The sequence below is a fragment of the Citrobacter sp. Cpo109 genome, assembly GCF_030332565.1.
GTDB lineage: Bacteria > Pseudomonadota > Gammaproteobacteria > Enterobacterales > Enterobacteriaceae > Citrobacter > Citrobacter portucalensis.
The window spans coordinates 238,951-264,086 of sequence record NZ_JAOWHQ010000071.1 but is presented as its reverse complement, the minus strand read 5'-3'; the positions used below and the strand labels follow the sequence as shown (position 1 = coordinate 264,086).

At 54.1% G+C, this 25,136-nt stretch carries 23 protein-coding genes; 16 read left to right on the top strand and 7 right to left on the bottom strand.

Features of this window, described 5'->3' with window-relative positions; genetic code table 11:
• Nucleotides 1-6 precede the first annotated feature (6 nt).
• The 6 genes from yjjG to OGY71_RS21835 all read left to right on the top strand — a co-directional run bounded on the left by yjjG (nt 7) and on the right by OGY71_RS21835 (nt 5,552).
• A complete protein-coding gene (gene yjjG / locus OGY71_RS21860) occupies nt 7-687 on the top strand; it encodes a pyrimidine 5'-nucleotidase (RefSeq protein WP_008786125.1) in 681 nt (226 codons plus the stop codon).
• Between the two features lie 92 nt (nt 688-779).
• Nucleotides 780-2,369: a peptide chain release factor 3 gene (gene prfC / locus OGY71_RS21855; RefSeq protein ID WP_003829982.1), complete on the top strand. Its 1,590-nt coding sequence runs from the start codon at nt 780-782 to the stop codon at nt 2,367-2,369.
• A 308-nt stretch (nt 2,370-2,677) separates the two neighbouring features.
• Nucleotides 2,678-3,295, top strand: coding sequence for a molecular chaperone OsmY (gene osmY / locus OGY71_RS21850; protein WP_003829980.1), 618 nt, complete (start codon nt 2,678-2,680; stop codon nt 3,293-3,295).
• 127 nt (nt 3,296-3,422) lie between these two features.
• Nucleotides 3,423-3,584 carry a DUF1328 domain-containing protein gene (locus tag OGY71_RS21845; RefSeq protein WP_003019081.1) on the top strand — a complete coding sequence of 54 codons (162 nt, stop codon included), beginning with the start codon at nt 3,423-3,425 and terminating at the stop codon, nt 3,582-3,584.
• Between the two features lie 121 nt (nt 3,585-3,705).
• The gene (locus tag OGY71_RS21840) at nt 3,706-4,779 is read left to right on the top strand and encodes a patatin-like phospholipase family protein (protein ID WP_286613720.1); all 1,074 of its coding nucleotides are present in this window, start codon (nt 3,706-3,708) and stop codon (nt 4,777-4,779) included.
• A complete protein-coding gene (locus OGY71_RS21835) occupies nt 4,776-5,552 on the top strand; it encodes a metal-dependent hydrolase (RefSeq protein ID WP_126319342.1) in 777 nt (258 codons plus the stop codon). Before OGY71_RS21840 ends, OGY71_RS21835 begins: the two co-directional genes overlap by 4 nt.
• Nucleotides 5,553-5,682: 130 nt before the next feature.
• On the opposite strand, the gene OGY71_RS21830 is transcribed toward OGY71_RS21835, so the two are convergent.
• Both OGY71_RS21830 and OGY71_RS21825 read right to left on the bottom strand, forming a co-directional pair.
• Nucleotides 5,683-6,546 (bottom strand): YjjW family glycine radical enzyme activase, encoded by an 864-nt coding sequence (locus OGY71_RS21830; RefSeq protein ID WP_063941072.1) that lies wholly within the window; start codon nt 6,544-6,546, stop codon nt 5,683-5,685.
• Nucleotides 6,518-8,068 carry a YjjI family glycine radical enzyme gene (locus tag OGY71_RS21825; protein WP_003829973.1) on the bottom strand — a complete coding sequence of 517 codons (1,551 nt, stop codon included), beginning with the start codon at nt 8,066-8,068 and terminating at the stop codon, nt 6,518-6,520. Before OGY71_RS21825 ends, OGY71_RS21830 begins: the two co-directional genes overlap by 29 nt.
• Nucleotides 8,069-8,329: 261 nt before the next feature.
• Between OGY71_RS21825 and deoC the strand changes: the two genes are divergently transcribed.
• The 4 genes from deoC (at nt 8,330) to deoD (ending at nt 12,766) form a co-directional block, all read left to right on the top strand.
• Nucleotides 8,330-9,109, top strand: coding sequence for a deoxyribose-phosphate aldolase (gene deoC, locus OGY71_RS21820; protein ID WP_003019042.1), 780 nt, complete (start codon nt 8,330-8,332; stop codon nt 9,107-9,109).
• Nucleotides 9,110-9,244: 135 nt separating this feature from the next.
• Nucleotides 9,245-10,567 carry a thymidine phosphorylase gene (gene deoA / locus OGY71_RS21815; protein ID WP_016151609.1) on the top strand — a complete coding sequence of 441 codons (1,323 nt, stop codon included), beginning with the start codon at nt 9,245-9,247 and terminating at the stop codon, nt 10,565-10,567.
• 51 nt (nt 10,568-10,618) lie between these two features.
• Nucleotides 10,619-11,842 carry a phosphopentomutase gene (deoB, locus tag OGY71_RS21810; protein ID WP_003019037.1) on the top strand — a complete coding sequence of 408 codons (1,224 nt, stop codon included), beginning with the start codon at nt 10,619-10,621 and terminating at the stop codon, nt 11,840-11,842.
• Between the two features lie 204 nt (nt 11,843-12,046).
• The gene (gene deoD / locus OGY71_RS21805; RefSeq protein WP_000224864.1) at nt 12,047-12,766 is read left to right on the top strand and encodes a purine-nucleoside phosphorylase; all 720 of its coding nucleotides are present in this window, start codon (nt 12,047-12,049) and stop codon (nt 12,764-12,766) included.
• Between the two features lie 150 nt (nt 12,767-12,916).
• On the opposite strand, the gene lplA is transcribed toward deoD, so the two are convergent.
• The gene (gene lplA, locus OGY71_RS21800; RefSeq protein WP_003829951.1) at nt 12,917-13,933 is read right to left on the bottom strand and encodes a lipoate--protein ligase; all 1,017 of its coding nucleotides are present in this window, start codon (nt 13,931-13,933) and stop codon (nt 12,917-12,919) included.
• A gap of 37 nt (nt 13,934-13,970) precedes the next feature.
• Complete coding sequence (locus tag OGY71_RS21795) at nt 13,971-14,612, bottom strand: YtjB family periplasmic protein (protein WP_003829948.1); 642 nt, start codon at nt 14,610-14,612, stop codon at nt 13,971-13,973.
• Nucleotides 14,613-14,727: 115 nt separating this feature from the next.
• Between OGY71_RS21795 and serB the strand changes: the two genes are divergently transcribed.
• From serB to nadR, 3 genes are all read left to right on the top strand, one after another.
• Complete coding sequence (gene serB, locus OGY71_RS21790; protein WP_240389384.1) at nt 14,728-15,696, top strand: phosphoserine phosphatase; 969 nt, start codon at nt 14,728-14,730, stop codon at nt 15,694-15,696.
• A gap of 83 nt (nt 15,697-15,779) precedes the next feature.
• The gene (gene radA / locus OGY71_RS21785) at nt 15,780-17,162 is read left to right on the top strand and encodes a DNA repair protein RadA (RefSeq protein ID WP_003829944.1); all 1,383 of its coding nucleotides are present in this window, start codon (nt 15,780-15,782) and stop codon (nt 17,160-17,162) included.
• An 88-nt stretch (nt 17,163-17,250) separates the two neighbouring features.
• Nucleotides 17,251-18,480: a multifunctional transcriptional regulator/nicotinamide-nucleotide adenylyltransferase/ribosylnicotinamide kinase NadR gene (gene nadR / locus OGY71_RS21780; RefSeq protein ID WP_003829942.1), complete on the top strand. Its 1,230-nt coding sequence runs from the start codon at nt 17,251-17,253 to the stop codon at nt 18,478-18,480.
• A 212-nt stretch (nt 18,481-18,692) separates the two neighbouring features.
• Here nadR and ettA read toward each other — a convergent pair whose 3' ends face one another.
• Nucleotides 18,693-20,360: an energy-dependent translational throttle protein EttA gene (gene ettA / locus OGY71_RS21775; RefSeq protein ID WP_286613719.1), complete on the bottom strand. Its 1,668-nt coding sequence runs from the start codon at nt 20,358-20,360 to the stop codon at nt 18,693-18,695.
• Between the two features lie 211 nt (nt 20,361-20,571).
• Here ettA and sltY point away from each other — a divergent pair, with 211 nt between their 5' ends.
• Together sltY and trpR are read left to right on the top strand one after the other, a co-directional pair.
• Nucleotides 20,572-22,509, top strand: coding sequence for a murein transglycosylase (gene sltY / locus OGY71_RS21770; RefSeq protein ID WP_286613717.1), 1,938 nt, complete (start codon nt 20,572-20,574; stop codon nt 22,507-22,509).
• Between the two features lie 89 nt (nt 22,510-22,598).
• Nucleotides 22,599-22,925, top strand: coding sequence for a trp operon repressor (gene trpR, locus OGY71_RS21765; RefSeq protein WP_003837292.1), 327 nt, complete (start codon nt 22,599-22,601; stop codon nt 22,923-22,925).
• Between the two features lie 55 nt (nt 22,926-22,980).
• Here the strand turns inward: trpR and yjjX are convergent, their stop codons facing one another.
• Nucleotides 22,981-23,496 carry an inosine/xanthosine triphosphatase gene (gene yjjX / locus OGY71_RS21760; RefSeq protein WP_063941076.1) on the bottom strand — a complete coding sequence of 172 codons (516 nt, stop codon included), beginning with the start codon at nt 23,494-23,496 and terminating at the stop codon, nt 22,981-22,983.
• A 52-nt stretch (nt 23,497-23,548) separates the two neighbouring features.
• Between yjjX and gpmB the strand changes: the two genes are divergently transcribed.
• A complete protein-coding gene (gene gpmB, locus OGY71_RS21755; RefSeq protein WP_003019006.1) occupies nt 23,549-24,196 on the top strand; it encodes a 2,3-diphosphoglycerate-dependent phosphoglycerate mutase GpmB in 648 nt (215 codons plus the stop codon).
• Here the strand turns inward: gpmB and robA are convergent.
• Nucleotides 24,193-25,062, bottom strand: coding sequence for an MDR efflux pump AcrAB transcriptional activator RobA (robA, locus tag OGY71_RS21750; protein WP_003829933.1), 870 nt, complete (start codon nt 25,060-25,062; stop codon nt 24,193-24,195). The two genes, gpmB and robA, sit on opposite strands and share 4 nt — an antisense overlap.
• Nucleotides 25,063-25,136: the final 74 nt, after the last annotated feature.

Genomic DNA, 25,136 nt, shown 5'->3' with positions numbered 1-25,136 from the left:
GTAATGATGAAGAAGTGGGACTGGATTTTCTTTGATGCCGACGAAACGCTGTTTACGTTTGACTCGTTTACCGGCTTACAGCGGATGTTTCTCGACTATAGCATTACCTTTACCGCTGAAGATTTTCAGGACTACCAGGCCGTGAATAAACCGCTGTGGGTGGATTACCAAAACGGCGCGATTACCTCATTACAACTGCAGCATGCCCGTTTTCAGAGCTGGGCCGAACGCCTGAAGGTTGAACCGGGCCAGCTTAATGACGCATTCATCAATGCGATGGCGGAGATCTGCTCACCGTTGCCGGGGGCGGTTTCTCTGCTCAATGCGATTCGTGATAAAACGAAAATCGGCATCATTACTAACGGCTTTACCGCGTTGCAGCAAATCCGCCTTGAGCGGACGGGGCTGCGCGACTATTTCGACCTGCTGGTGATTTCTGAGCAGGTTGGGGTGGCAAAACCCGACCCCCGTATTTTCGACCATGCGCTGGAGCAGGCGGGTAATCCTGACCGTTCTCGCGTGCTGATGGTGGGTGACACCGCAGAGTCCGATATTCTTGGCGGCATTAACGCCGGGCTATCCACCTGCTGGCTAAATACGCACCACCGCGAGCAGCCAGCGGGCATTCAGCCGACCTGGACCGTAGCGTCATTAAGCGAACTGGAGCAGCTCCTGTGTAAACACTGATTGCCTCCCCCCCGTTGATGGGTAAAATAGCCGCAATTTTTCGTATTCAACTTGCCCGGCCCGTTGCCGTGCTTACCTAAGAAGATTTGACTATGACGTTGTCTCCTTATTTGCAAGAGGTGGCCAAACGCCGCACTTTTGCCATTATTTCTCACCCGGATGCCGGTAAAACGACAATTACTGAAAAGGTACTGTTATTCGGACAGGCCATTCAGACCGCCGGTACGGTAAAAGGCCGTGGCTCCAGCCAGCATGCAAAATCTGACTGGATGGAAATGGAAAAGCAGCGTGGTATCTCCATTACCACCTCTGTGATGCAGTTTCCGTATCATGACTGCCTGGTGAACCTGCTGGACACCCCGGGGCACGAAGACTTCTCCGAAGATACCTATCGTACTCTGACGGCGGTGGACTGCTGCCTGATGGTTATCGATGCCGCAAAAGGCGTCGAGGATCGTACCCGTAAGCTGATGGAAGTTACCCGTCTGCGCGATACGCCGATCCTGACCTTTATGAACAAACTCGACCGTGACATCCGCGATCCGATGGAGCTGCTGGATGAAGTCGAGAACGAACTGAAAATCGGCTGTGCGCCAATCACCTGGCCGATTGGCTGTGGTAAGTTGTTCAAAGGTGTCTATCACCTTTATAAAGATGAAACTTACCTGTATCAGACCGGTAAAGGCCACACCATTCAGGAAGTGCGTGTTGTTAAAGGTCTGAACAACCCGGAACTTGATGCTGCCGTGGGTGAAGACCTGGCGCAGCAGCTGCGTGACGAGCTGGAGCTGGTGCAGGGCGCGTCCAACGAGTTCGACCATGAGCTGTTCCTCGCGGGCGAAATCACCCCGGTCTTCTTCGGTACCGCGCTGGGTAACTTCGGCGTTGACCATATGCTGGACGGCCTGGTGGAGTGGGCGCCTGCGCCGATGCCGCGTAAAACCGACACCCGCGTCGTCGAAGCCTCAGAAGAGAAGTTCACCGGTTTCGTGTTTAAAATTCAGGCCAACATGGACCCGAAACACCGTGACCGCGTGGCGTTCATGCGTGTGGTATCCGGCAAGTATGAGAAAGGCATGAAAATGCGCCAGGTGCGCATTGGTAAAGACGTGGTGATCTCCGACGCACTCACCTTTATGGCCGGTGACCGTTCTCATGTGGAAGAAGCGTATCCGGGCGATATTCTCGGTCTGCATAACCACGGCACTATCCAGATCGGCGATACCTTTACCCAGGGCGAAATGATGAAGTTCACCGGTATTCCGAACTTCGCACCGGAGCTGTTCCGTCGTATTCGCCTGAAGGATCCATTGAAGCAGAAACAGCTGCTGAAAGGGCTGGTTCAGCTGTCAGAAGAGGGCGCAGTACAGGTATTCCGTCCGATCGCCAATAACGATCTGATCGTGGGCGCGGTGGGTGTGCTGCAGTTTGACGTGGTGGTTTCACGTCTGAAGAGCGAGTACAACGTTGAAGCGATTTATGAATCTGTCAACGTAGCGACTGCGCGCTGGGTAGAATGTTCTGACGTGAAGAAATTCGAAGAATTTAAGCGTAAGAACGAAATTCAGCTAGCTCTTGATGGCGGCGATAACCTCACCTATATCGCACCAACCATGGTTAACCTGAATCTCACCCAGGAACGTTACCCGGACGTTCAGTTCCGTAAAACACGCGAACACTAATCGACCTTCCAGGGCACGGTATCCGCCGTGTCCTGCAACTTTTCCTGTCTTTTAAATCCCTTGCGGAATGTTCTTAAAACCTCGCGTTTTTCTTTTGTTTGCCTGTTTTTTAATCAATTCTGACTGCGATCACGAAATCGTGAACTATATTTAACAATGTGATGACATAAATATCGGCGTTTAATGCTTTTTAGGCTGCCTGTTGCAGCGTCTATTGCTGATATTTATTCCACTTACAAGATTAGTTGCTGGTTCAGGCCGTGTAACGGCAGAGCATAGCTTTTAGCAAAACATACAGGAATACATCGATGACAATGACAGGACTTAAGATTTCTAAAACGCTGCTGGCCGTGATGCTGACCTCCGCTGTTGCAACGGGTTCTGCTTATGCAGAAAACGCTACGATGGATAAAGCGCAATCCGGCGTCGAAAGTGCGGGGCAGAAAGTCGATAGCTCTATGAACAAAGTCGGTAATTTCATGGATGACAGCACCATCACCGCGAAAGTAAAAGCCGCGCTGGTGGACCACGAAAGCATTAAGAGCACCGATATTTCCGTCAAAACAGATCAAAAGGTGGTGACACTAAGCGGGTTTGTTGAAAGCCAGGCACAGGCCGAAGAAGCGGTGAAAGTGGCGAAAGGCGTTGAGGGCGTGACCTCCGTTAGCGACAAACTGCATGTGCGTGATAGTAAAGAAACCTCCGTTAAAGGCTATGCGGGCGATACGGCAATCACCAGTGAGGTAAAAGCCAAGCTGCTGGCCGATGATATCGTCCCTTCCCGCAAGGTGAAAGTTGAGACCACCGATGGCGTTGTGCAACTTTCAGGCACCGTCGATTCACAGGCTCAAAGCGATCGTGCTGAGAGCATCGCCAAAGCGATTGATGGCGTGAAAAGCGTCAAAAACGATCTCAAAACTCAGTAATTAGACTTAATTCGTCCTCCTGACGTTTGTCGGGAGGCGTGTTGTGCACCACACTGAAAATATCGCCGATGGGCAGCCTGAGCGCTCATATCAAGCGGTGAAATTAACTATGGTAAAGGAGAAGCATATGTTTCGATGGGGCATCATATTTCTGGTTATCGCGTTAATTGCCGCCGCACTCGGTTTTGGTGGACTGGCGGGTACTGCAGCCGGCGCAGCGAAAATTGTGTTTGTGGTGGGGATCATTTTGTTCCTGGTCAGCCTGTTTACCGGGCGTAAACGACCCTAGTACGTAAACCGTAAAGAAAAATTGCTACTAAGCCAGTCCATTGGACTGGCTTTTACGGTTTTAGCGTCAGGCAATTTGCGTTACTTTGTTGCTCTATTACAAAAACAACAGGAAGGCAGAGGTGGGGCAGAGAATACCCGTCACGCTCGGTAATATTGCGCCGTTATCGTTACGTCCATTTCAACCAGGCAGTGTGGCGCTGGTGTGCGAGGGCGGGGGACAAAGAGGCATCTTCACCGCCGGCGTACTGGATGAGTTCATGCGCGCGCAGTTCAATCCCTTTGATCTCTACTATGGGACGTCGGCTGGCGCGCAAAACCTTTCAGCCTATCTCTGTAACCAGCCCGGTTACGGCCGCAAAGTTATTATGCGTTACACCACCCGACGCGAATTTTTTGACCCGGTGCGTTTTGTGCGTGGGGGAAATCTGATCGATCTCGACTGGCTGGTGGATTCGACTGCAACGCATATGCCGCTGGCGATGGACAACGCCGAGCGCCTGTTTGCCGCAGGGAAAGCATTTTATATGTGCGCCTGTCGGGGCGATGATTACACGCCCGGCTATTTTTCGCCGAACCGGCAAAACTGGCTCGACCTCATTCGAGCCTCCAGCGCGATTCCCGGGTTCTACCGCACAGGGGTTGTATTGGACGGCGTGAACTATCTGGATGGAGGAGTTAGTGATGCCATACCTGTGCAGGAGGCAGTGAAGCAGGGGGCAAAAACGTTGGTAGTGATTCGCACTGTGCCTTCGCAAATGTACTACACCCCGCAGTGGTTCAAACGTATGGAGCGCTGGTTGGGTGAAAGTAGCCTGCAACCGTTTCTGAATCTGGTGCAGCATCATGAGACCAGCTATCGTGCTATCCAGAGTTTTATTGAGAAGCCGCCGGGCAAGCTGCGTATTTTTGAGATCTATCCGCCAAAACCACTCCATAGCATGGCGTTGGGCAGCCGTATTCCGGCACTGCGGGAAGATTACAAAACCGGACGCCTGTGCGGTCGTTACTTTCTGGCGACAGTCGGCAAACTGTTGGCGAAAAATGCGCCGCTGCCTCGTCAGACGCCGAAGATTGTGGTGCCGGGGCCGGTGGTAGTTCCTCCTGCGCCGGTGGCCAACGATGCCCATGTGCCAGTGGTGACCAATGCGCCTCAGGCGAACGACACGACGTTTGATAATGAGGATTTGGCGTGAGTTATCGTTTTATCGATACGCATTGTCACTTTGATTTCCCGCCGTTTACCGGCGATGAATCTGCCAGCATTCAGCGCGCGGTGGAGGTTGGTGTACAGAGCATTATCGTTCCGGCCACACAGGCGGCGAATTTTCCCCGCGTACTGGCGTTAGCGGAAAATTATCCTCCATTGTTTGCCGCGCTTGGTCTGCATCCCATTGTTATTGAACAACATAGCGATGACTGCCTGGACCAGTTGCAACAGGAGCTGGATAAGCGCCCACGAAAACTGGTGGCGCTAGGCGAGATTGGATTGGATCTGTATCGGGACGATCCGCAATTCGATAAGCAAGAGTGGGTGCTGGAAGCGCAACTAAAGCTGGCGAAGCGGTACGAATTGCCGGTGATCCTGCATTCGCGGCGCACCCATGACAAGCTGGCAATGCACCTGAAACGTCATGCTTTGCCGCGAACTGGCGTTGTGCATGGTTTTTCCGGGAGCGTGCAGCAGGCAGAGCGCTTTGTGCAACTGGGATACAAAATTGGCGTGGGAGGCACCATTACCTATCCGCGCGCCAGTAAAACCCGCGAGGTAATGGCGCAATTACCGCTGGAATCGCTGTTGCTGGAAACCGACGCGCCGGATATGCCGCTCAATGGCTTTCAGGGGCAGCCTAACCGGCCGGAGCAGGTAGTCAGAGTCTTCGACGTCTTATGCGAACTGCGCCCGGAACCTGCGGACGTGATCGCTGACGCGCTGTATCGTAATACCACGGCGTTGTTTAATGTGTGATTGGATGGCGTATCCGGCCGACAAATGTGTGCGCTCCGTAGGCCTGATAAGCGAAGCGCATCAGGCATAACTTCGTCGGATGGCAGCTGTGTTTTTTCCGGCCTACAGATGATGTCGTCGCATCCGGCAATCACAGGTACAGCGCCGGGAAAATCAAATTATCCACCCCGCGTTCGCGCAATCTTTGCGCCAGCTGTTCCACATCCTCCGGCGTGGCGCTCGGCCAGTCCTTCGCTTCGCCATACACCCCGTGCGCATGAAAGGCATTCAGCCGCACAGGTACGTCACCGGTGCGTATGATAAACGCCGCCAGCGCATCAATATGCTGTAGATAATCCACCTGACCAGGAATAACCAGCAGGCGCAGTTCCGCCAGTTTTCTCTGCCCGGACAAAAAGGTAATACTTTGTTTAATCAGCGTGTTATCGCGGCCGGTAAGCTGCCGATGACACGTGCTGTCCCAGGCTTTTAAATCCAGCATTACGCCGTCGCACACCGGCAGCAGCTTCTGCCAGCCGGTTTCGCTCAGCATGCCGTTGCTGTCGACCATGCAGGTCAGGTGTTGCAACTGCGGATCGGTTTTTATCGCGGTAAATAGCGCCACAATAAAGGGGAGTTGAGTAGTCGCTTCACCGCCACTAACGGTTATCCCTTCGATAAACAGTGACGCTTTACGAATATGTTGCAGCACTTCATCAACGCTCATACTCTGCGCCATCGGCGTGGCCTGCCGGGGGCACATATGCAGGCAGGTATCACACTGCTGACACATATCGGACTGCCACCACACTTTCCCCGCGCTCAGGTTCAGCGCCTCATGCGGGCAATGCAGCACACACTCCCCGCAGTCGTTGCAGCGTCCCATCGTCCACGGATTGTGGCAATTTTTACAGCGCAGATTACATCCTTGCAGAAACAGAGCCAGGCGACTACCCGGCCCATCGACGCAGGAGAAAGGAATCAGCCTACTGACTAAAGCGCATCTGCTGTTCATGGCTAATCACGCGAGGTTGTCGTTCCAGAATGCGCGTATTGCGCGCGGCTTCTTCGCCAAGCCAGGTGGTGTTGGTTCGTGACCCTTCGGCGCGATACTTTTCCAGATCCGACAGGCGCACCATGTAACCCGTAACGCGAACCAGATCGTTGCCGCTCACGTTGGCGGTAAACTCGCGCATTCCAGCTTTAAACGCCCCGAGGCACAACTGCACCAGCGCCTGAGGATTACGCTTGATAGTTTCATCCAGCGTGAGAATGTCGCTGATCCCGGCGTGATAAAACGCGTGATGTGGTGCGACGGTTTGCAGGTGGGTGATCGGGTCCGGCTCATCGCCGTAAGGCAGGCGTGCACCTGGCGTGGTGCCGATGTCAGAACTGATCCCCGACTGTGCATGCAGCATCGCGCGCTGCTTCCAGCCATATTTCACCGGGGTGTTTTCGACAAATTCCGCCAGTTGGGTGCTGATGCGATAGCCGAGCTGATTGGCGAACTCATCTTTCCCATAGCGCGCATTCTGTCCCGCCTTATCGCACAGCAGGTTCACCGCCTCCGCCAGGCCGTACATCCCGAACATAGGCACAAAACGTTCGGGATCAATCAACCCTTCCTGCACGAGGAAGCTATTCTCAAAGAAATGTGATTTCTCATAGAGGAATTCACATCGTGAATCAATGATGGCGATTTGCTGCTGGCAGTAGTGCGGTAGGGTGCGCGTAAAGAAGTCATCGACAGAGGTGCTGCGCTCTGCGATGGCTTTCAGATTAAGCCTGACCAGCGTGCTTCCACCCCCGGCGAGCGGCAAAGAGTTGTAACAACTGACGACGCCATACTGACCTTTTGTGAAAATTTTATCATTTTCAGGGCCATTGGAAATATGCGGCTTACTGCACTCGCAGATATTTTGCGCCACGTTGAGCAGCAGATCGTCAGGTGTGATTTGCGGATCATAAATGAATGTCAGATTAGGTGAAACCTGCTTTAACTCTGCGTCTGCGCGTAAAATTGCACGGGTAACTGGTGTATCGGCGGGGCCGATATTGGCATGCATAAACGCGTCTGGCAGGGTTCTGTCGAGATAACGCCAGAAACGTTTTATTCGAATATCGATCTCGTCTTGTGTTAGAATTCTAACATACGGTTGCAGCAGGGCATCAAGCTGGCCGAGATAAACCGGCATCGACGTCACTGACGGAACATGGTGGTAAAGAATAGTGAGTAAGGATAACGCGTCATCAAGATCCCTGGCGCCTTCCAGCTCCAGCCACGATGAGCCATTGGCCAGAAAACGCGCGTAATCGGGTAAAACATAGCGTGGTTTGAACGGGGCATGACCTTCGTACATATCGCAGATTACCCCATCATCCAGCGCCTGACGTGCCTGTGCAGGCAGTTGCGGGTAAGGCAGCGCGTTTTCAGCTTCCAGCGCCAGAAAGTGGCGTTTCTGCTCAGGGCTGAGCACTGGGCTGGTCACGATTTGTTGGCAACGCTGTTGCAGCGCGAGTTCGCTTGAAGTGGGCATCGTTGATTCCTTTTTATCCCGAAGGTGTAACGCCATTGTAGAAAGCAACGCCGCCGCAACCTTTGATCCGGATGCGCCTGATGCCACCGCATCCCTTTAGAAAAGGTGATTTATTTGAAGTAGATCTCATTAGAGTAATGCAAATCTGTATGTGGTTTTCATTAACTGTGATGTATATCGAAGTGTAATAGCGAGCGGATGTTAGAATACTAACAAACTCGCAAGGTGAAATTTTATACGGCGATGCCGTTGGAGAATGTTATGACCGATTTAACAGCAAGCAGCCTGCGTGCACTGAAACTGATGGACCTGACCACCCTGAATGACGACGACACCAATGAAAAAGTGATCGCGCTGTGTCATCAGGCGAAGACCCCGGTTGGCAACACTGCCGCAATCTGTATCTATCCGCGTTTCATCCCTATTGCGCGTAAGACCCTGAAAGAGCAGGGCACGCCGGACATCCGCATTGCAACCGTAACCAACTTCCCGCATGGCAACGACGACATCGAGATTGCGCTGGCTGAAACTCGCGCGGCGATTGCTTACGGCGCAGATGAAGTTGACGTGGTGTTCCCGTACCGTGCGCTGATCGCCGGTAACGAACAGATTGGTTTCGATCTGGTTAAAGCCTGCAAAGACGCGTGTGCGGCAGCAAACGTGCTGCTGAAAGTCATCATCGAAACCGGTGAGCTGAAAGAAGAAGCACTGATTCGCAAAGCGTCTGAAATCTCCATCAAAGCCGGTGCTGATTTCATCAAAACTTCTACCGGTAAAGTGCCGGTCAATGCGACGCCGGAAAGCGCACGCATCATGATGGAAGTGATCCGCGACATGGGTGTTTCTAAAACTGTAGGTTTCAAACCGGCTGGTGGCGTACGCACTGCAGAAGATGCACAGCAGTTCCTGGCGATTGCCGATGAACTGTTTGGCGCTGACTGGGCTGATTCTCGTCACTACCGTTTTGGCGCATCCAGCCTGCTGGCGAGTCTGCTGAAAGCGCTGGGTCACGGCGACGGCAAGAGCGCAAGCAGCTACTAAGACTTATATTGCCGGAGCTGTAGCGACGTAGGCCGGATAAGGCGTAGCCGCCATCCGGCATTAAGACGACTGCCGGGTGGCGCGTTGCTTACCCGGCCTACAACGGCCTTCTACTCTTTTCCCCTGGGGGTTACCGTGTTTCTCGCACAAGAAATTATTCGTAAAAAACGTGATGGTCATGCGCTGAGCGATGAAGAAATTCGTTTCTTTATCAATGGTATTCGCGACAACACCATCTCTGAAGGGCAAATCGCCGCCCTGGCGATGACCATTTTCTTCCACGATATGACAATGCCTGAGCGAGTTTCGCTGACCATGGCAATGCGTGATTCAGGAACCGTGCTGGACTGGAAAAGCCTGCAGCTGAACGGCCCGATTGTGGATAAACACTCTACCGGCGGTGTAGGTGACGTAACGTCACTGATGTTAGGCCCGATGGTCGCAGCGTGCGGCGGCTATATTCCGATGATCTCCGGGCGTGGCCTGGGGCATACCGGCGGTACACTCGATAAACTGGAAGCGATTCCTGGATTTGACATCTTCCCGGACGACGCGCGCTTCCGTGAAATTATTAAAGACGTGGGTGTGGCGATTATTGGGCAAACCAGCTCGCTCGCACCGGCGGATAAACGTTTTTATGCCACCCGCGATATTACCGCGACGGTGGATTCCATCCCGCTGATTACCGGTTCCATTCTGGCGAAAAAACTGGCGGAAGGGCTGGATGCGCTAGTGATGGATGTGAAAGTGGGCAGCGGCGCCTTTATGCCGACCTACGAGCTTTCTGAAGCTCTCGCTGAAGCGATTGTTGGTGTGGCAAACGGTGCGGGTGTACGTACCACCGCGCTGTTAACCGATATGAACCAGGTGCTGGCCTCCAGCGCAGGTAACGCGGTCGAAGTCCGCGAAGCGGTGCAGTTCCTGACCGGTGAATACCGTAATCCACGTCTGTTAGACGTCACCATGGCGCTGTGCGTGGAAATGCTGATCTCCGGCAATCTGGCGAAAGATGACGCCGAAGCCCGTGCGAAATTGCAGGCGGTGCTGGACAACGGTAAAGCGGCAGAGATTTTTGGTCGCATGGTTGCGGCGCAAAAAGGCCCGACCGATTTCGTCGAAAATTATGCGAAGTACCTGCCGACGGCAATGCTCAGCAAAGCGGTATATGCTGATACCGAAGGCTTTGTCAGCGCGATGGATACCCGTGCGTTGGGGATGGCGGTCGTTTCCATGGGCGGCGGTCGTCGTCAGGCTTCGGACACCATTGATTACAGCGTTGGCTTTAGCGATATGGCGCGTCTGGGCGACAGCGTAGACGGACAACGCCCGCTGGCGGTGATCCACGCGAAAGACGAAGCCAGCTGGCAGGAAGCGGCGAAAGCGGTCAAAGCGGCAATTAGCCTTGACGATAAAGCGCCAGAAATTACACCGACAGTCTATCGTCGTATTACCGAATAACTGTATACTGATCTGATCGCTTTTTTGCGGCGCAGATGTATGGAGAACAAGATGAAACGTGCATTTATTATGGTGCTGGACTCCTTTGGTATTGGTGCGACTGAAGATGCGGATCGCTTTGGCGACGTAGGTTCAGACACTATGGGACACATTGCAGAAGCCTGTGCGAAAGGTGAGGCTGACAATGGTCGCAAAGGTCCACTGAATCTGCCTAACCTGACCCGTCTGGGCCTGGTGAAAGCTCACGAAGGTTCTACCGGTAAAATTGCTGCTGGTATGGACGGTAACGCGGAAGTGATTGGTGCCTACGCATGGGCGCATGAACTTTCTTCCGGGAAAGACACGCCGTCTGGCCACTGGGAAATCGCGGGTGTCCCGGTTCTGTTTGATTGGGGTTATTTCTCCGATCATGAAAACAGCTTCCCGCAGGAACTGCTGGATAAACTGGTAAAACGTGCCAACCTGCCAGGCTACCTCGGCAACTGCCACTCTTCCGGTACCGTGATCCTGGATCAGCTGGGTGAAGAGCATATGAAAACCGGCAAGCCGATTTTCTATACCTCCGCTGACTCCGTGTTCCAGATTGCCTGCCACGAAGAGACGTTTGGCCTGGATAAACTCTACGAGCTGTGCGAAATCGCACGTGAAGAGCTGACCGAAGGTGGTTACAACATCGGTCGTGTTATCGCACGTCCGTTTATCGGTGATAAAGCCGGTAACTTCCAGCGTACCGGTAACCGTCACGACCTGGCCGTTGAGCCGCCAGCACCGACCGTGCTGCAGAAACTGGTCGACGAAAAAGACGGTCACGTGGTTTCCGTCGGTAAAATTGCGGATATCTACGCTAACTGCGGCATCACCAAAAAAGTGAAAGCCACCGGTCTGGATGCGCTGTTCGACGCCACCATCAAAGAGATGAAAGAAGCAGGTGATAAGACCATCGTCTTCACCAACTTCGTTGATTTCGACTCTTCCTGGGGACATCGTCGCGATATCGCCGGTTATGCTGCGGGCCTGGAACTGTTCGACCGCCGTCTGCCTGAGCTGATGGAGCTGGTGGGTGAAGATGACATTCTGATCCTGACCGCTGACCACGGCTGCGACCCAAGCTGGACCGGCACTGATCACACCCGTGAACACATCCCGGTACTGGTTTACGGCCCGAAAGTGAAACCTGGTTCATTAGGTCACCGTGAAACCTTCGCTGATATCGGTCAGACGCTGGCGAGCTACTTTGGTACGTCACCGATGGACTACGGTAAAAACATGCTGTAATACCCGTTGTCTTTCGCGCTGTAGATGCGTTGACTTCATTCGCTCCCCCCGGTCACATAGTGAATCTATGCTCCCGGGGATTCACGAATTCGTCGCCTTCCTACAACGCGAAATCCTTAAGGTATTTCACTGTTTTGCATACGTTTTGTAGGCCTGATAAGGCGTAGCCGCCATCAGGCAATAACAACGAAATAAGGACAAAAAATGGCAACTCCACATATTAATGCAGAAATGGGTGATTTCGCTGACGTCGTATTGATGCCGGGCGACCCGCTGCGTGCAAAGCATATTGCTGAAACTTTCCTCGAAGATGTTCGTGAAGTGAACAACGTTCGCGGCATGTTAGGTTTTACCGGTACTTACAAAGGCCGTAAGATCTCCGTTATGGGTCACGGTATGGGTATCCCGTCCTGCTCCATCTACACCAAAGAGCTGATCACCGATTTCGGCGTGAAGAAAATCATTCGCGTAGGCTCCTGCGGCGCTGTGCGTATGGACGTTAAACTGCGTGACGTGGTTATCGGTATGGGCGCTTGCACCGACTCCAAAGTTAACCGTATCCGTTTTAAAGATCATGACTTCGCTGCTATCGCTGACTTCGACATGGTGCGTAACGCGGTTGATGCGGCAAAAGCACTGGGTGTAGACGCGCGCGTGGGCAACCTGTTCTCCGCTGACCTGTTCTACTCTCCGGACGGTGAAATGTTCGACGTGATGGAAAAATACGGCGTGCTGGGCGTGGAAATGGAAGCGGCGGGCATCTACGGTGTTGCTGCGGAATTTGGTGCAAAAGCGCTGACCATCTGCACCGTTTCCGACCATATCCGTACTCACGAGCAGACCACCGCCGCTGAACGTCAGACGACCTTCAACGACATGATCAAAATCGCGCTGGAATCCGTTCTGCTGGGCGATAAAGAGTAAGGGTTGTTGTGGCCCGGTGGCGTTGCGCTGGCCGGGCCTACGGGAATGCCGCTATTAATGCCTGATGGCGCTTCGCTTATCAGGCCTACAGGAGCGGTCTTGTAGGCCGGATAAGGCGCAGCCGCCATCCGGCAATTCGCCACTAATCGCTTAACGCACGGCCTTCGCCACCCACGCCGCCAGTTCACGCAGCTCGCTTTCCTGATCCGGATATTCCGTAACCAGCGCTTCGCAAGTCTGCTGTAAAACATCGGCGCGATACTGGCAGCCCTGTAGTCGCTCTGCCAGCGCTTCTAACGGCGCGGGATTGAGACTGTCGGTAAACACCTGTGTGCGCGTGATATGACCTTTTTCGACGTCGAAATGCAGCTCAACACCGCCCCAGGTGAAACGCTCGTCCAGCAGATGCGAGAAAGCAGGTGCCTGACCAAAATTCCATTCCCAACTGCTCTGGCGGGCAAAGGTTTCGGCAAAATTTGGCAGGTCCGGCGTTTTATCCGGTGAGATCACTTCCGCTTCAACGCGTTCGCCATAATGAGCAAAAAAGGCTTCCGTGATGGCCTGACAGACCTGTTCATGGGTGATGCCCGGTAACAGCTCCGTCAAATTCGCCACCCGTGAGCGGACAGAGGTAATCCCCTTTGCTGCGAGTTTCTTTTTGTCGGGATTGAGATAGTTTGCCAGGCGGCTGAGATCGGCATTTAGCAGCAGCGTGCCGTGGTGGAATCCGCGATCTTTCGTTTCCCGGTAAGCAGAGCCTGAAACTTTGCGATCGCCGTCTGGCGTTTTCACAACCAGATCGTTACGCCCGGAGGCGTCCGCCGTCACACCCAGAGAATTCAATGCGTTGAGGACAATCGCGGTGGAAATGGTTTTGTCGTACTCCGGTTTACCGGCCATAAAGGTAAAGCAGGTATTGCCTAAGTCATGGAACACCGCGCCGCCGCCGCTGCTACGGCGGGCGAGCCGCACGTTGTCTTCCTCCATACGGCGGGTATTACACTCTTTCCACGGGTTTTGCGCCCGGCCAATCACCACCGTATCGGCGTTACGCCACAAGAACAGGACGCGCTGCGTGGCGGGCATCTGGCGAAAAATGCACTCTTCGACCGCGAGATTAAACCACGGATCGTAAGAGTCTGAGATAAGCAGGCGTAGTGTAGTCATGGTTGATTTCCCTTCTGTTTTACAGTTTTTACTGCTTTTACTCTTTTTTCTCGTTGTCTTCTTCCTGCACCGGTTTGTTGGCGGTCAGCAGGAAAGGGGATTGCTGCCAGCGGGTACGCTTGCCTTGCAATAATGTACGGGTGAGCACGACGCCAATCGCCAGCGCCAGCAGCAGCATCAGGCGTAAGATATTGGTGGTGTTATCTACCTGCTTCGCCTCGGTGGCGAGGGTGTGGGTATCCAGCGTCAGGCGCAAATAGCCCAGCGGACCATTTTTCCCCTGAATGGGTTCGACAATCTGCTGGTTAAAATAACCCCCGGCTTTTTTGCCGTCGAGCGCCAGTCGGTCACGAACGTTGACGCTCTCGCCGGTACGCGTAATCAGGTCTCCCTGTTCATCGTACACGCCAGCGTCCAGAATACGGCTACTTTCCGTCAGCTGTGTGAGTACCGCTTTGATGCGTTTTTCATCCGGCGTTTCGGTACGCATTAGCGGAGCAACATTTAGCGCCACCTGGCGGGCCAGCGTACGGGCCAGCTCTTCGAGCTGCGGATTACGCTGCTGCTGGTGACTTTGACTAAACCAGGATGCGCCCTGCATCAGGGCGACGAGCAGCGCAAGACAGAACAATACAATCACTGCACGATGAAGTCGGAATTTCAGTTTTGCGCGAGCCATATTCCACCTGCTGAAAATTTGAGACTTAATGTTGCCAGAAGCGCTGGTTACAGGGTAGCCTCATGCGTTATTTTCCCCTGATGATTCCGACCCGAACGATTTTACAGGAGCTTTAATGCCTAACATAACCTGGTGCGATCTACCTGAAGATGTTTCTCTGTGGCCAGGTCTGCCTCTCTCTTTAAGTGGCGATGAAGTCATGCCGCTGGACTACCACGCGGGCCGCAGTGGCTGGCTGCTGTACGGTCGTGGGCTGGATAAACAACGTTTAACGCAATACCAGAGCAAACTGGGCGCGGCGATGGTGATTGTTGCTGCCTGGTGCGTCGAGGATTATCAGGTGATTCGCCTGGCGGGTTCGTTAACGCCGCGCGCGGCAAAACTGGCGCATGATGCCAAACTGGATGTTGCCCCGTTAGGCAAAATTCCGCATCTGCGCACGCCGGGTTTGCTGGTGATGGACATGGACTCAACGGCAATCCAGATCGAATGCATTGATGAAATTGCTAAACTGGCTGGAACCGGTGAGATGGTTGCGGAAGTCACGGAACGCGCGATGCGTGGCGAACTGGACTTTACCGCCAGCCTGCGTAGCCGCGTGTCGACGCTGAAGGGCGCTGATGCCAATATTCTGCACCAGGTGCGCGAAACGCTACCGCTGATGCCCGGCCTGACTCAACTGGTGTTAAAACTGGAAACGCTCGGCTGGAAAGTGGCTATTGCCTCTGGCGGCTTTACCTTCTTTGCCGATTACCTGCGTAATAAACTGCGTCTGACGGCGGCTGTAGCAAACGAGCTGGAGATCATGGACGGTAAATTTACCGGCAACGTGATCGGCGATATCGTCGATGCCCAGTACAAAGCCAATACCCTGACCCGCCTGGCACAAGAATATGAGATCCCGATGGCGCAGACGGTGGCGATCGGCGACGGTGCCAACGACCTGCCGATGATCAAAACGGCCGGGCTGGGTATTGCGTATCATGCTAAACCGAAAGTGAATGAAAAGACGGAGATTACTATCCGCCACGCTGACCTGATGGGCGTGTTCTGCATTCTCTCCGGCAGCATGAACCAGAAATGATTAAATTGCCCGGTGGCAAGCTGTCCGTAGGCCGGATAAGCACCCACGCCATCCGGCAAAAGCGTTAACGAAAGAGGTAAAACGTGGCAAAAGCTCCTAAACGCGCCTTTGTTTGTAATGAATGCGGGGCCGATTACCCGCGCTGGCAGGGGCAATGCAGCGCCTGTCAGGCCTGGAACACCATTACCGAGGTGCGCCTTGCCGCATCGCCAACGGTGGCGCGTAACGAGCGGCTCAGTGGCTATGCCGGGAATGCGGGCGTGGCAAAAGTGCAGAAGCTGTCTGACATCAGCCTTGAAGAACTGCCGCGTTTTTCCACTGGATTTAAAGAGTTTGACCGCGTGCTGGGTGGCGGGGTGGTACCCGGCAGCGCTATCCTGATTGGCGGTAATCCCGGCGCGGGGAAATCAACGCTGCTGCTACAAACGCTGTGTAAACTCGCTGAGCAGATGAAAACCCTGTACGTTACTGGCGAAGAGTCGCTACAACAGGTGGCGATGCGCGCGCACCGGCTTGGCTTGCCGACGGCGAATCTGAACATGCTGTCGGAAACCAGTATTGAACAAATTTGCCTGATTGCCGAAGAAGAACAGCCGAAACTGATGGTGATCGACTCCATTCAGGTAATGCACATGGCGGATATTCAGTCTTCGCCGGGCAGCGTGGCGCAGGTGCGCGAAACGGCGGCTTACCTGACGCGCTTTGCCAAAACGCGCGGCGTGGCGATTGTCATGGTCGGCCACGTCACCAAAGATGGCTCGCTGGCCGGGCCGAAGGTGCTGGAGCACTGTATTGACTGTTCGGTACTGCTCGACGGTGACGCCGATTCCCGTTTCCGTACTCTGCGTAGCCATAAAAACCGCTTTGGTGCGGTGAATGAGCTGGGCGTCTTTGCCATGACCGAACAGGGCCTGCGTGAAGTCAGCAACCCTTCCGCTATCTTCTTAAGCCGTGGCGATGAGGTCACCTCCGGCAGTTCGGTGATGGTGGTCTGGGAAGGCACGCGCCCGCTGCTGGTAGAGATTCAGGCGCTGGTTGATCATTCGATGATGGCGAACCCGCGTCGCGTGGCGGTCGGTCTGGAACAGAACCGTCTGGCGATTCTGCTGGCGGTGCTGCATCGTCACGGTGGCTTGCAGATGGCGGATCAGGACGTGTTCGTTAACGTAGTCGGCGGCGTAAAAGTCACCGAAACCAGCGCCGACCTGGCGTTGCTGCTGGCAATGGTTTCCAGTCTGCGCGACAGGCCGCTGCCGCAGGATTTAGTGGTCTTTGGCGAAGTGGGGCTGGCGGGCGAAATCCGTCCGGTACCCAGCGGCCAGGAGCGTATTTCGGAAGCGGCGAAGCACGGCTTTCGCCGGGCGATTGTCCCTGCCGCTAACGTACCGAAAAAAGTACCGGAAGGGATGCAGGTCTTTGGCGTTAAGAAGCTTGCGGATGCGTTAAGCGTGTTTGACGACCTATAATCAAATACCCGTACGTACTGATTTTGTAGGCCTGATAAGCGAAGCGCCATCAGGCAGTGTTACGCGATTTTTCCAGCAGGAGGCTCTTGTGTCATTTGAATATCTGAAAACCGCCATAAAGCAAAAGGGCTGTACCCTGCAACAGGTGGCGGATGCCAGTGGCATGACCAAGGGATACCTAAGCCAACTGCTGAATGCCAAAATCAAAAGCCCCAGCGCGCAGAAGCTGGAGGCGTTGCACCGTTTTCTCGGGCTGGAGTTTCCGCGCCAGCAGAAAAATATCGGTGTGGTATTCGGCAAGTTTTATCCGCTGCACACCGGCCATATCTATCTTATCCAGCGCGCCTGTAGCCAGGTCGATGAACTGCATATCATCATGGGCTATGACGACACGCGCGATCGCAGCCTGTTTGAAGACAGTGCCATGTCGCAACAGCCTACGGTGCCCGATCGTTTACGCTGGCTGCTGCAAACCTTTAAGTATCAGAAAAATATCCGTATTCATGCCTTCAACGAAGAAGGCATGGAGCCGTATCCGCACGGCTGGGACGTGTGGAGCAACGGGATCAAAACGTTTATGCAGGAGAAAGGGATCCAGCCAAACTGGATCTACACCTCTGAAGAATCAGATGCCCCGCAGTATCTGGAACATCTGGGGATTGAAACCGTGCTGGTGGATCCCAAGCGAACGTTTATGAGCATCAGCGGTGGGCAAATCCGTGAAAACCCGTTTCGCTACTGGGAGTATATTCCGACCGAAGTGAAGCCGTTTTTCGTGCGCACCGTGGCGATTCTCGGCGGGGAGTCGAGCGGCAAATCGACGCTGGTGAATAAGCTCGCCAATATCTTTAACACCACCAGTGCGTGGGAATACGGGCGTGATTATGTTTTCTCCCATTTGGGCGGCGATGAGATGGCGTTACAGTATTCTGACTACGATAAAATCGCCCTGGGACAAGCGCAATACATTGATTTTGCTGTTAAGTATGCCAATAAAGTGGCGTTCATCGACACCGATTTCGTGACCACTCAGGCCTTCTGTAAAAAGTATGAAGGGCGTGAACATCCGTTTGTGCAGGCCCTGATTGACGAGTATCGCTTCGATCTGGTGATCCTGCTGGAGAATAATACCCCGTGGGTAGCGGATGGCTTGCGTAGTCTCGGTAGCTCGGTTGACAGAAAAGCATTTCAGACGCTGCTGGTCGAGATGCTGCAGGAAAACAATATCAATTTTGTGCACGTTCAGGAGCCTGACTACGACGGTCGCTTCCTGCGCTGCGTGGAGCTGGTGAAAGAGTTGATGGGCGAGCAGAGGTAGGTTTTAGAGGTAGGTTTTAATGCCGGATGCGCTGCGCTTATCCGGCCTACAAGTCGCACTAACCTCATAGACAGGATGGCGCTGTGCATATTCGGCCTACAAGTCGCACTAACCTCGTAGACAGGATGGCGCGGTGCATATCCGGCCTACAAGTCGCACTAACCTCGTAGGCCGGATAAGGCGTAACGCCGCCATCCGGCGCTTAACGCTAATTACTTAGAAATACGCTTGTACTTAATACGCTTCGGCTCCAGCGCATCCGAGCCCAGCGTGCGTTTCTTGTACTCTTCGTATTCGGTAAAGTTACCTTCGAAGAACTCAACCTTACCTTCGTCCTGGTAATCCAGAATGTGGGTCGCGATACGGTCAAGGAACCAACGGTCGTGCGAGATAACCATCGCGCAACCCGGGAATTCCAGCAGGGCGTTTTCCAGCGCGCGCAGGGTTTCGATATCCAGGTCGTTGGTTGGTTCATCGAGCAGCAGCATGTTGCCGCCAACCTGCAGCAGCTTCGCCAGGTGCAGACGACCACGCTCACCGCCGGACAGCTCGCCTACGCGTTTGCCCTGATCCACACCTTTGAAGTTGAAGCGGCCCACGTAGGCACGGCTTGGCATCTCGGTGTTGCCGATACGCATGATATCCAGCCCGCCGGACACTTCTTCCCACACGGTTTTGCTGTTGTCCATGGCGTCACGGAACTGGTCAACGGAGGCCAGTTTGACGGTTTCACCCAGCGTGATGGTACCGCTGTCAGGCTGTTCCTGACCGGACATCATACGGAACAGGGTAGATTTACCCGCGCCGTTCGGACCGATGATGCCGACAATTGCACCTTTCGGTACGGAGAAACTCAGATCGTCGATCAGAACGCGATCGCCGTAGGATTTACGCAGATTGGTGACTTCAACAACTTTATCGCCCAGACGTGCTCCAGGTGGAATAAACAGTTCGTTGGTTTCGTTACGTTTCTGGTATTCGGTGTTGTTTAGCTCTTCAAAGCGTGCCAGACGGGCTTTACCCTTAGACTGACGGCCTTTAGCGCCCTGACGTACCCACTCCAGCTCTTTCTCAATAGATTTACGGCGAGCCGCTTCCTGAGAGGCTTCCTGGGCCAGACGCTGATCTTTCTGCTCCAGCCAGGAAGAGTAGTTACCTTCCCACGGAATACCTTCACCACGGTCCAGCTCCAGGATCCAGCCCGCAACGTTGTCGAGGAAGTAACGGTCGTGGGTAATCGCCACTACGGTGCCTTCGAAGTCGTGCAGGAAGCGTTCCAGCCACGCGACGGATTCCGCATCCAGGTGGTTGGTCGGTTCGTCGAGCAGCAGCATGTCTGGTTTTTCCAGCAGCAGGCGGCACAGCGCAACGCGGCGGCGTTCACCACCGGAGAGATTCTCAATTTTAGCGTCCCAGTCCGGCAGACGCAGGGCGTCAGCGGCACGCTCAAGCTGCACGTTCAGGTTATGGCCGTCGTGCGCCTGGATAATTTCTTCAAACTTGCCCTGTTGTGCGGCCAGTTTATCGAAGTCGGCGTCCGGCTCGGCGTACTTGGCGTACACTTCATCCAGACCTTTCAGCGCACTAACCACTTCGGCAACCGCTTCTTCAACGGATTCACGAACGGTATGCTCTGGGTTTAGTTTTGGTTCCTGCGGCAGGTAACCGATTTTAATGCCTGGCTGTGGGCGAGCTTCACCTTCGATATCGGTATCAATACCGGCCATGATACGCAGCAGGGTAGATTTACCCGCACCGTTCAGACCGAGAACACCGATTTTGGCGCCAGGGAAGAAGCTCAGTGAGATGTTTTTAAGAATATGACGTTTCGGCGGAACGACCTTGCCGACACGATGCATGGTATAAACGAATTGGGCCACGTTGGACTCGCCTCTATGTTTATCGTGATGATGAATAGTTATCAAAGGCGAAGTGTAGCCTTTTTCATTGCCCAATCCCAGCCAGCAGATCCCACTCGCAACAAAAGTAAAAAAGTGTCCGTGACGTGGCGCATTCTGCAATGTCTGGTTAGCATGAATTAATTAAGCGGCATGATGCTGCACAGACGTAACATGAGAAGAGGAAGAGCTTGTGGACAAAGCCAATCAATTTACCTGGCGCCTGCTGGCAGCCAGCGTATGTCTGCTGACGGTCAGTCAGGTGGCGCGAGCCGACTCTCTGGATGAGCAGCGCAATCGTTATGCGCAAATCAAGCAAGCCTGGGACAACCGACAGATGGATGTCGTAGAGCAGATGATGCCCGGCCTGAAGAACTATCCTCTGTACCCGTATCTGGAATATCGTCAGATCACTGACGATCTGATGAATCAGCCCACCATTACCGTTACCAATTTTGTGCGTGCCAATCCGACACTGCCCCCTGCGCGTACGCTGCAATCGCGTTTCGTGAATGAACTGGCGCGCCGCGAAGACTGGCGTGGACTGCTGGCGTTCAGCCCGGAAAAACCGGGTACCACGGAAGCTCAATGTAACTATTACTTCGCGAAATGGAGTACCGGGCAAACCGAAGAAGCCTGGCAGGGCGCGAAAGAGCTGTGGTTGACCGGGAAAAGTCAACCGAACGCCTGTGACAAATTATTTGGCGTATGGCGCGCCTCAGGCACTCAGGATCCGCTGGCGTATCTGGAGCGTATTCGTCTGGCGATGAAAGCCGGGAATACCGGTCTGGTGACGGCGCTAGCCGGACAGATGCCCGCGCAATACCAAACCATTGCCTCTGCGATCATCTCGCTGGCCAACGATCCGAATTCGGTGATGACTTTTGCACGTACCACCGGCGCCACGGATTTCACCCGACAGATGGCGGCGGTCGCCTTTGCCAGCGTGGCGCGTCAGGATGTGGAAAACGCCCGCCTGATGATCCCGTCCCTGGTGCAGGCGCAACAGCTTAATGAAGAGCAAACCCAGGAGCTGCGCGATATTGTTGCCTGGCGTCTGATGGGCAATGATGTCACCGACGAGCAGGCCAAATGGCGTGATGATGCGATTATGCGCTCCAATTCCACCTCGCTTGTGGAGCGCCGGGTGCGCATGGCGCTGGGAACCGGCGATCGTCGTGGCCTGAATACCTGGCTGGCGCGTCTGCCAATGGAAGCAAAAGAAAAAGACGAGTGGCGCTACTGGCAGGCGGATCTGCTGCTGGAGCGCGGACGTGATGCGGAAGCCAAAGAGATCCTGCACCAGCTCATGCAGCAACGCGGTTTCTATCCGATGGTGGCGGCACAGCGCCTGGGCGAAGAGTACGAGCTGAAAGTGGATAAAGCGCCAGCGAAAGTTGATTCTGCGCTGACTCAGGGGCCAGAAATGGCACGCGTACGCGAGCTAATGTACTGGAACATGGATAATACCGCGCGCAGTGAATGGGCAAATTTGGTCACCAGCCGTACCAAGTCCGAGCAGGCTCAGTTGGCGCGTTACGCGTTCAACAATCACTGGTGGGATCTTAGCGTTCAGGCGACGATCGCCGGTAAGCTGTGGGATCATCTGGAAGAGCGTTTCCCGTTGGCCTATAAAGATCTGTTTACCCGTTACACCAGCGGCAAGGATATTCAGCCAAGCTATGCGATGGCGATAGCGCGTCAGGAAAGCGCCTGGAACCCGAAAGTGAAATCACCGGTCGGCGCCAGCGGGCTGATGCAGATTATGCCGGGCACGGCGACGCATACGGTGAAAATGTTCTCGATTCCAGGTTACAGCAGTCCGAGCCAGCTACTGGATCCTGATACCAACATCAACATTGGTACCAGCTATTTGCAGTACGTATATCAGCAATTCGGCAATAACCGCATCTTTGCGTCGGCAGCCTATAACGCCGGTCCGGGGCGCGTTCGCACCTGGCTTGGCAATAGCGCTGGACGCATTGATGCTGTGGCGTTTGTCGAAAGTATTCCATTCTCAGAGACGCGTGGTTACGTGAAGAATGTGCTGGCTTATGATGCGTACTATCGCTATTTCCTCGGCGATAAACCGGAGTTGATGAGCGAGGCAGAATGGCAACGTCGTTACTGATCGTGTCGATTGTGTTATGCTATCGTACTCGTTAAAGAGTACAAAAGGGGGAAGCAAGCACGCTTCCCCCGCAACGATGGCGATATCTTATGACTCAGCAATCACCCTATTCAGCAGAGATGGCAGAACAACGTCACCAGGAGTGGTTACGTTTTGTCGATCTGCTTAAACACGCCTACGAACAAGATTTACACCTGCCACTGCTCAATTTGATGTTAACGCCGGATGAGCGTGAAGCGTTGGGCACGCGTGTGCGTATCATTGAAGAGCTGCTGCGCGGCGAGATGAGCCAGCGTGAGCTTAAAAACGAGCTCGGGGCGGGAATTGCCACTATTACGCGGGGGTCGAACAGCCTCAAATCCGCACCGGTGGATTTGCGTCAGTGGCTGGAACAGGTGTTGCTCGGGAAAAATTGATCCGCCGGATGCGGCTTTGCCTTATCCGGCCTACGATTGAACATCCGGCACAATGCTATAAATACACCGCGTTATGAAACGGGCTGAGCGCAAGAATCACCGCCTGGTGATAGACGCTTGAGCGCGTCAGCTTGCCCGCGGTAAAAACGCCGATTGCGCCTTCTTTACGGCCAATTTCATCAATACCCGTATAGTCCGACATCACCGGGCCGAGTGCTTCACCTTTGCGGACTCTGTCGAGAATGACAGTCGGCAATGGCAGCGTGGCTGAACGGGCTTCACCGCGCTGAATGCCGTTATCAATCACCACCCAACTGAAGGTGGCGTCATCGTCAATTCCAGCTTCAATGGCGACCCAGAAATCAGCCTGCGGGTGCAGGCGGCGAGCGTTAACAACGCGATTTCGTGCGCCAGTGCGCGTTTCCTGGTTTCCGAAAGGTTGTTCCGGCACGCCACTCTCGACGGCGACGGGTTCAATATGGCAGGATCCTTCCCCGAAAATCTCTTCAAATGCCCGCAGAATTGCCTGAATTTTGGCAGGATTGGTGGTCGCAGAGATAACCTTGTGCATAATTAAGCTCAGTTTGAAAATTCATCGCATCGCAGTATAACGGAAAAAAAGCATGTTACAGGTATACCTTGTTCGCCATGGCGAAACGCAGTGGAACGCCGAGCGACGTATTCAAGGCCAGTCAGACAGCCCACTAACCGCTAAAGGTGAACAACAAGCCATGCAGGTGGGTGAACGCGCCCGCTCGTTTGGTATTACGCATGTCATCAGTAGCGATCTTGGTCGTACACGACGCACCGCAGAAATCATCGCCCAGGCCTGTGGCTGTGATATCACCTATGACTCCCGTCTGCGCGAGCTAAATATGGGAGTGCTGGAAAAACGTCACATCGATACGCTGACGCCAGAGGAAGAGGGCTGGCGTCGCCAGTTGGTGAATGGCACGGTGGATGGTCGTATCCCGGAAGGGGAATCGATGCAGGAATTGAGCGATCGCGTCAACGCGGCGCTGGCATCCTGTCTGGAATTGCCGCCGGGAAGTCGTCCGCTGCTGGTCAGTCACGGTATCGCGCTGGGTTGCCTGGTGAGTACAATTCTGGGATTACCGGCATGGGCTGAACGTCGCTTGCGTCTGCGCAACTGTTCTATTTCTCGAGTTGATTACCAGGAAAGCTTATGGCTGGCGCCGGGATGGGTCGTTGAAACGGCAGGGGACATCTCACATCTGGACGCCCCTGCGTTGGATGAACTGCAGCGCTAGCGGCGAATCGGAATCAGGAATTCGCAGCGCAGGTTGATCGGGCGATCTCCCGCTTTGGCATCTTCTGCCGGGTAGTATCGCTCGATATCCTGTCCTTTACGGCGCGTCAGGTTCAGCATTGGCATGCATGTGCCGTAAACCGTCAGGATAAACTCTTGCACACCGGTTCCCAGCCCTTCGTAGGTAAACATCACGTACTCGCCACCCTGTAACAGGATAGGCTGCGCCGACGGCACATAGCCATTGGCCTGTTCCGGCGTCAGTGCTGTGGTGTAAAACACTTCCTGTTCGTCATCTTTTTCAATGCTCGGACGCGTTTCGTTAAGCCCGTACAGCACTGGCGGGATCGCCGGAGCCTGAGCAAGGAAGTCGCGCCAGAACTGAATACGCATTTCATGACGGAAATCTGAAATCTGTTCCAGCGAGCAGGAATAGCTTTGCGTGGTGCCGAGCAGTTGCGTATCTTCCAGGGTGACAAACTCGTGCGCAGGCATCGTAAATTCACCCAGTCGCATTGGTGGGCGAATACCGAATGCGCTCCATTCCGGGGAGCGGCGATACAGCGCTGGTGTCTGCGAAAATTGTTTCTTGAATGCGCGAGTAAAAGTTTGTTGAGAGTCGAAGCGATATTGCAGCGCAATATCCAAAATTGGACGCGCAGTCAGGCGCAGCGCCACTGCTGACTTCGATAAACGACGGGCGCGGATATAGGCGCCAATAGCATGGCCCGTCACGTCCTTAAACATTCTCTGCAGGTGCCACTTGGAATAGCCCGCTTTTGCCGCCACATTGTCAAGCGACAAAGGCTGATCCAGATGACCTTCCAGCCAGATTAATAGGTCGCGAATAATGCCAGCCTGATCCATAAAATATCCTCATCCTTTCAACAACGAGTACCTGACGTCAGGTATGAGGATAATAGCATTTTTTGCTGTTTTAG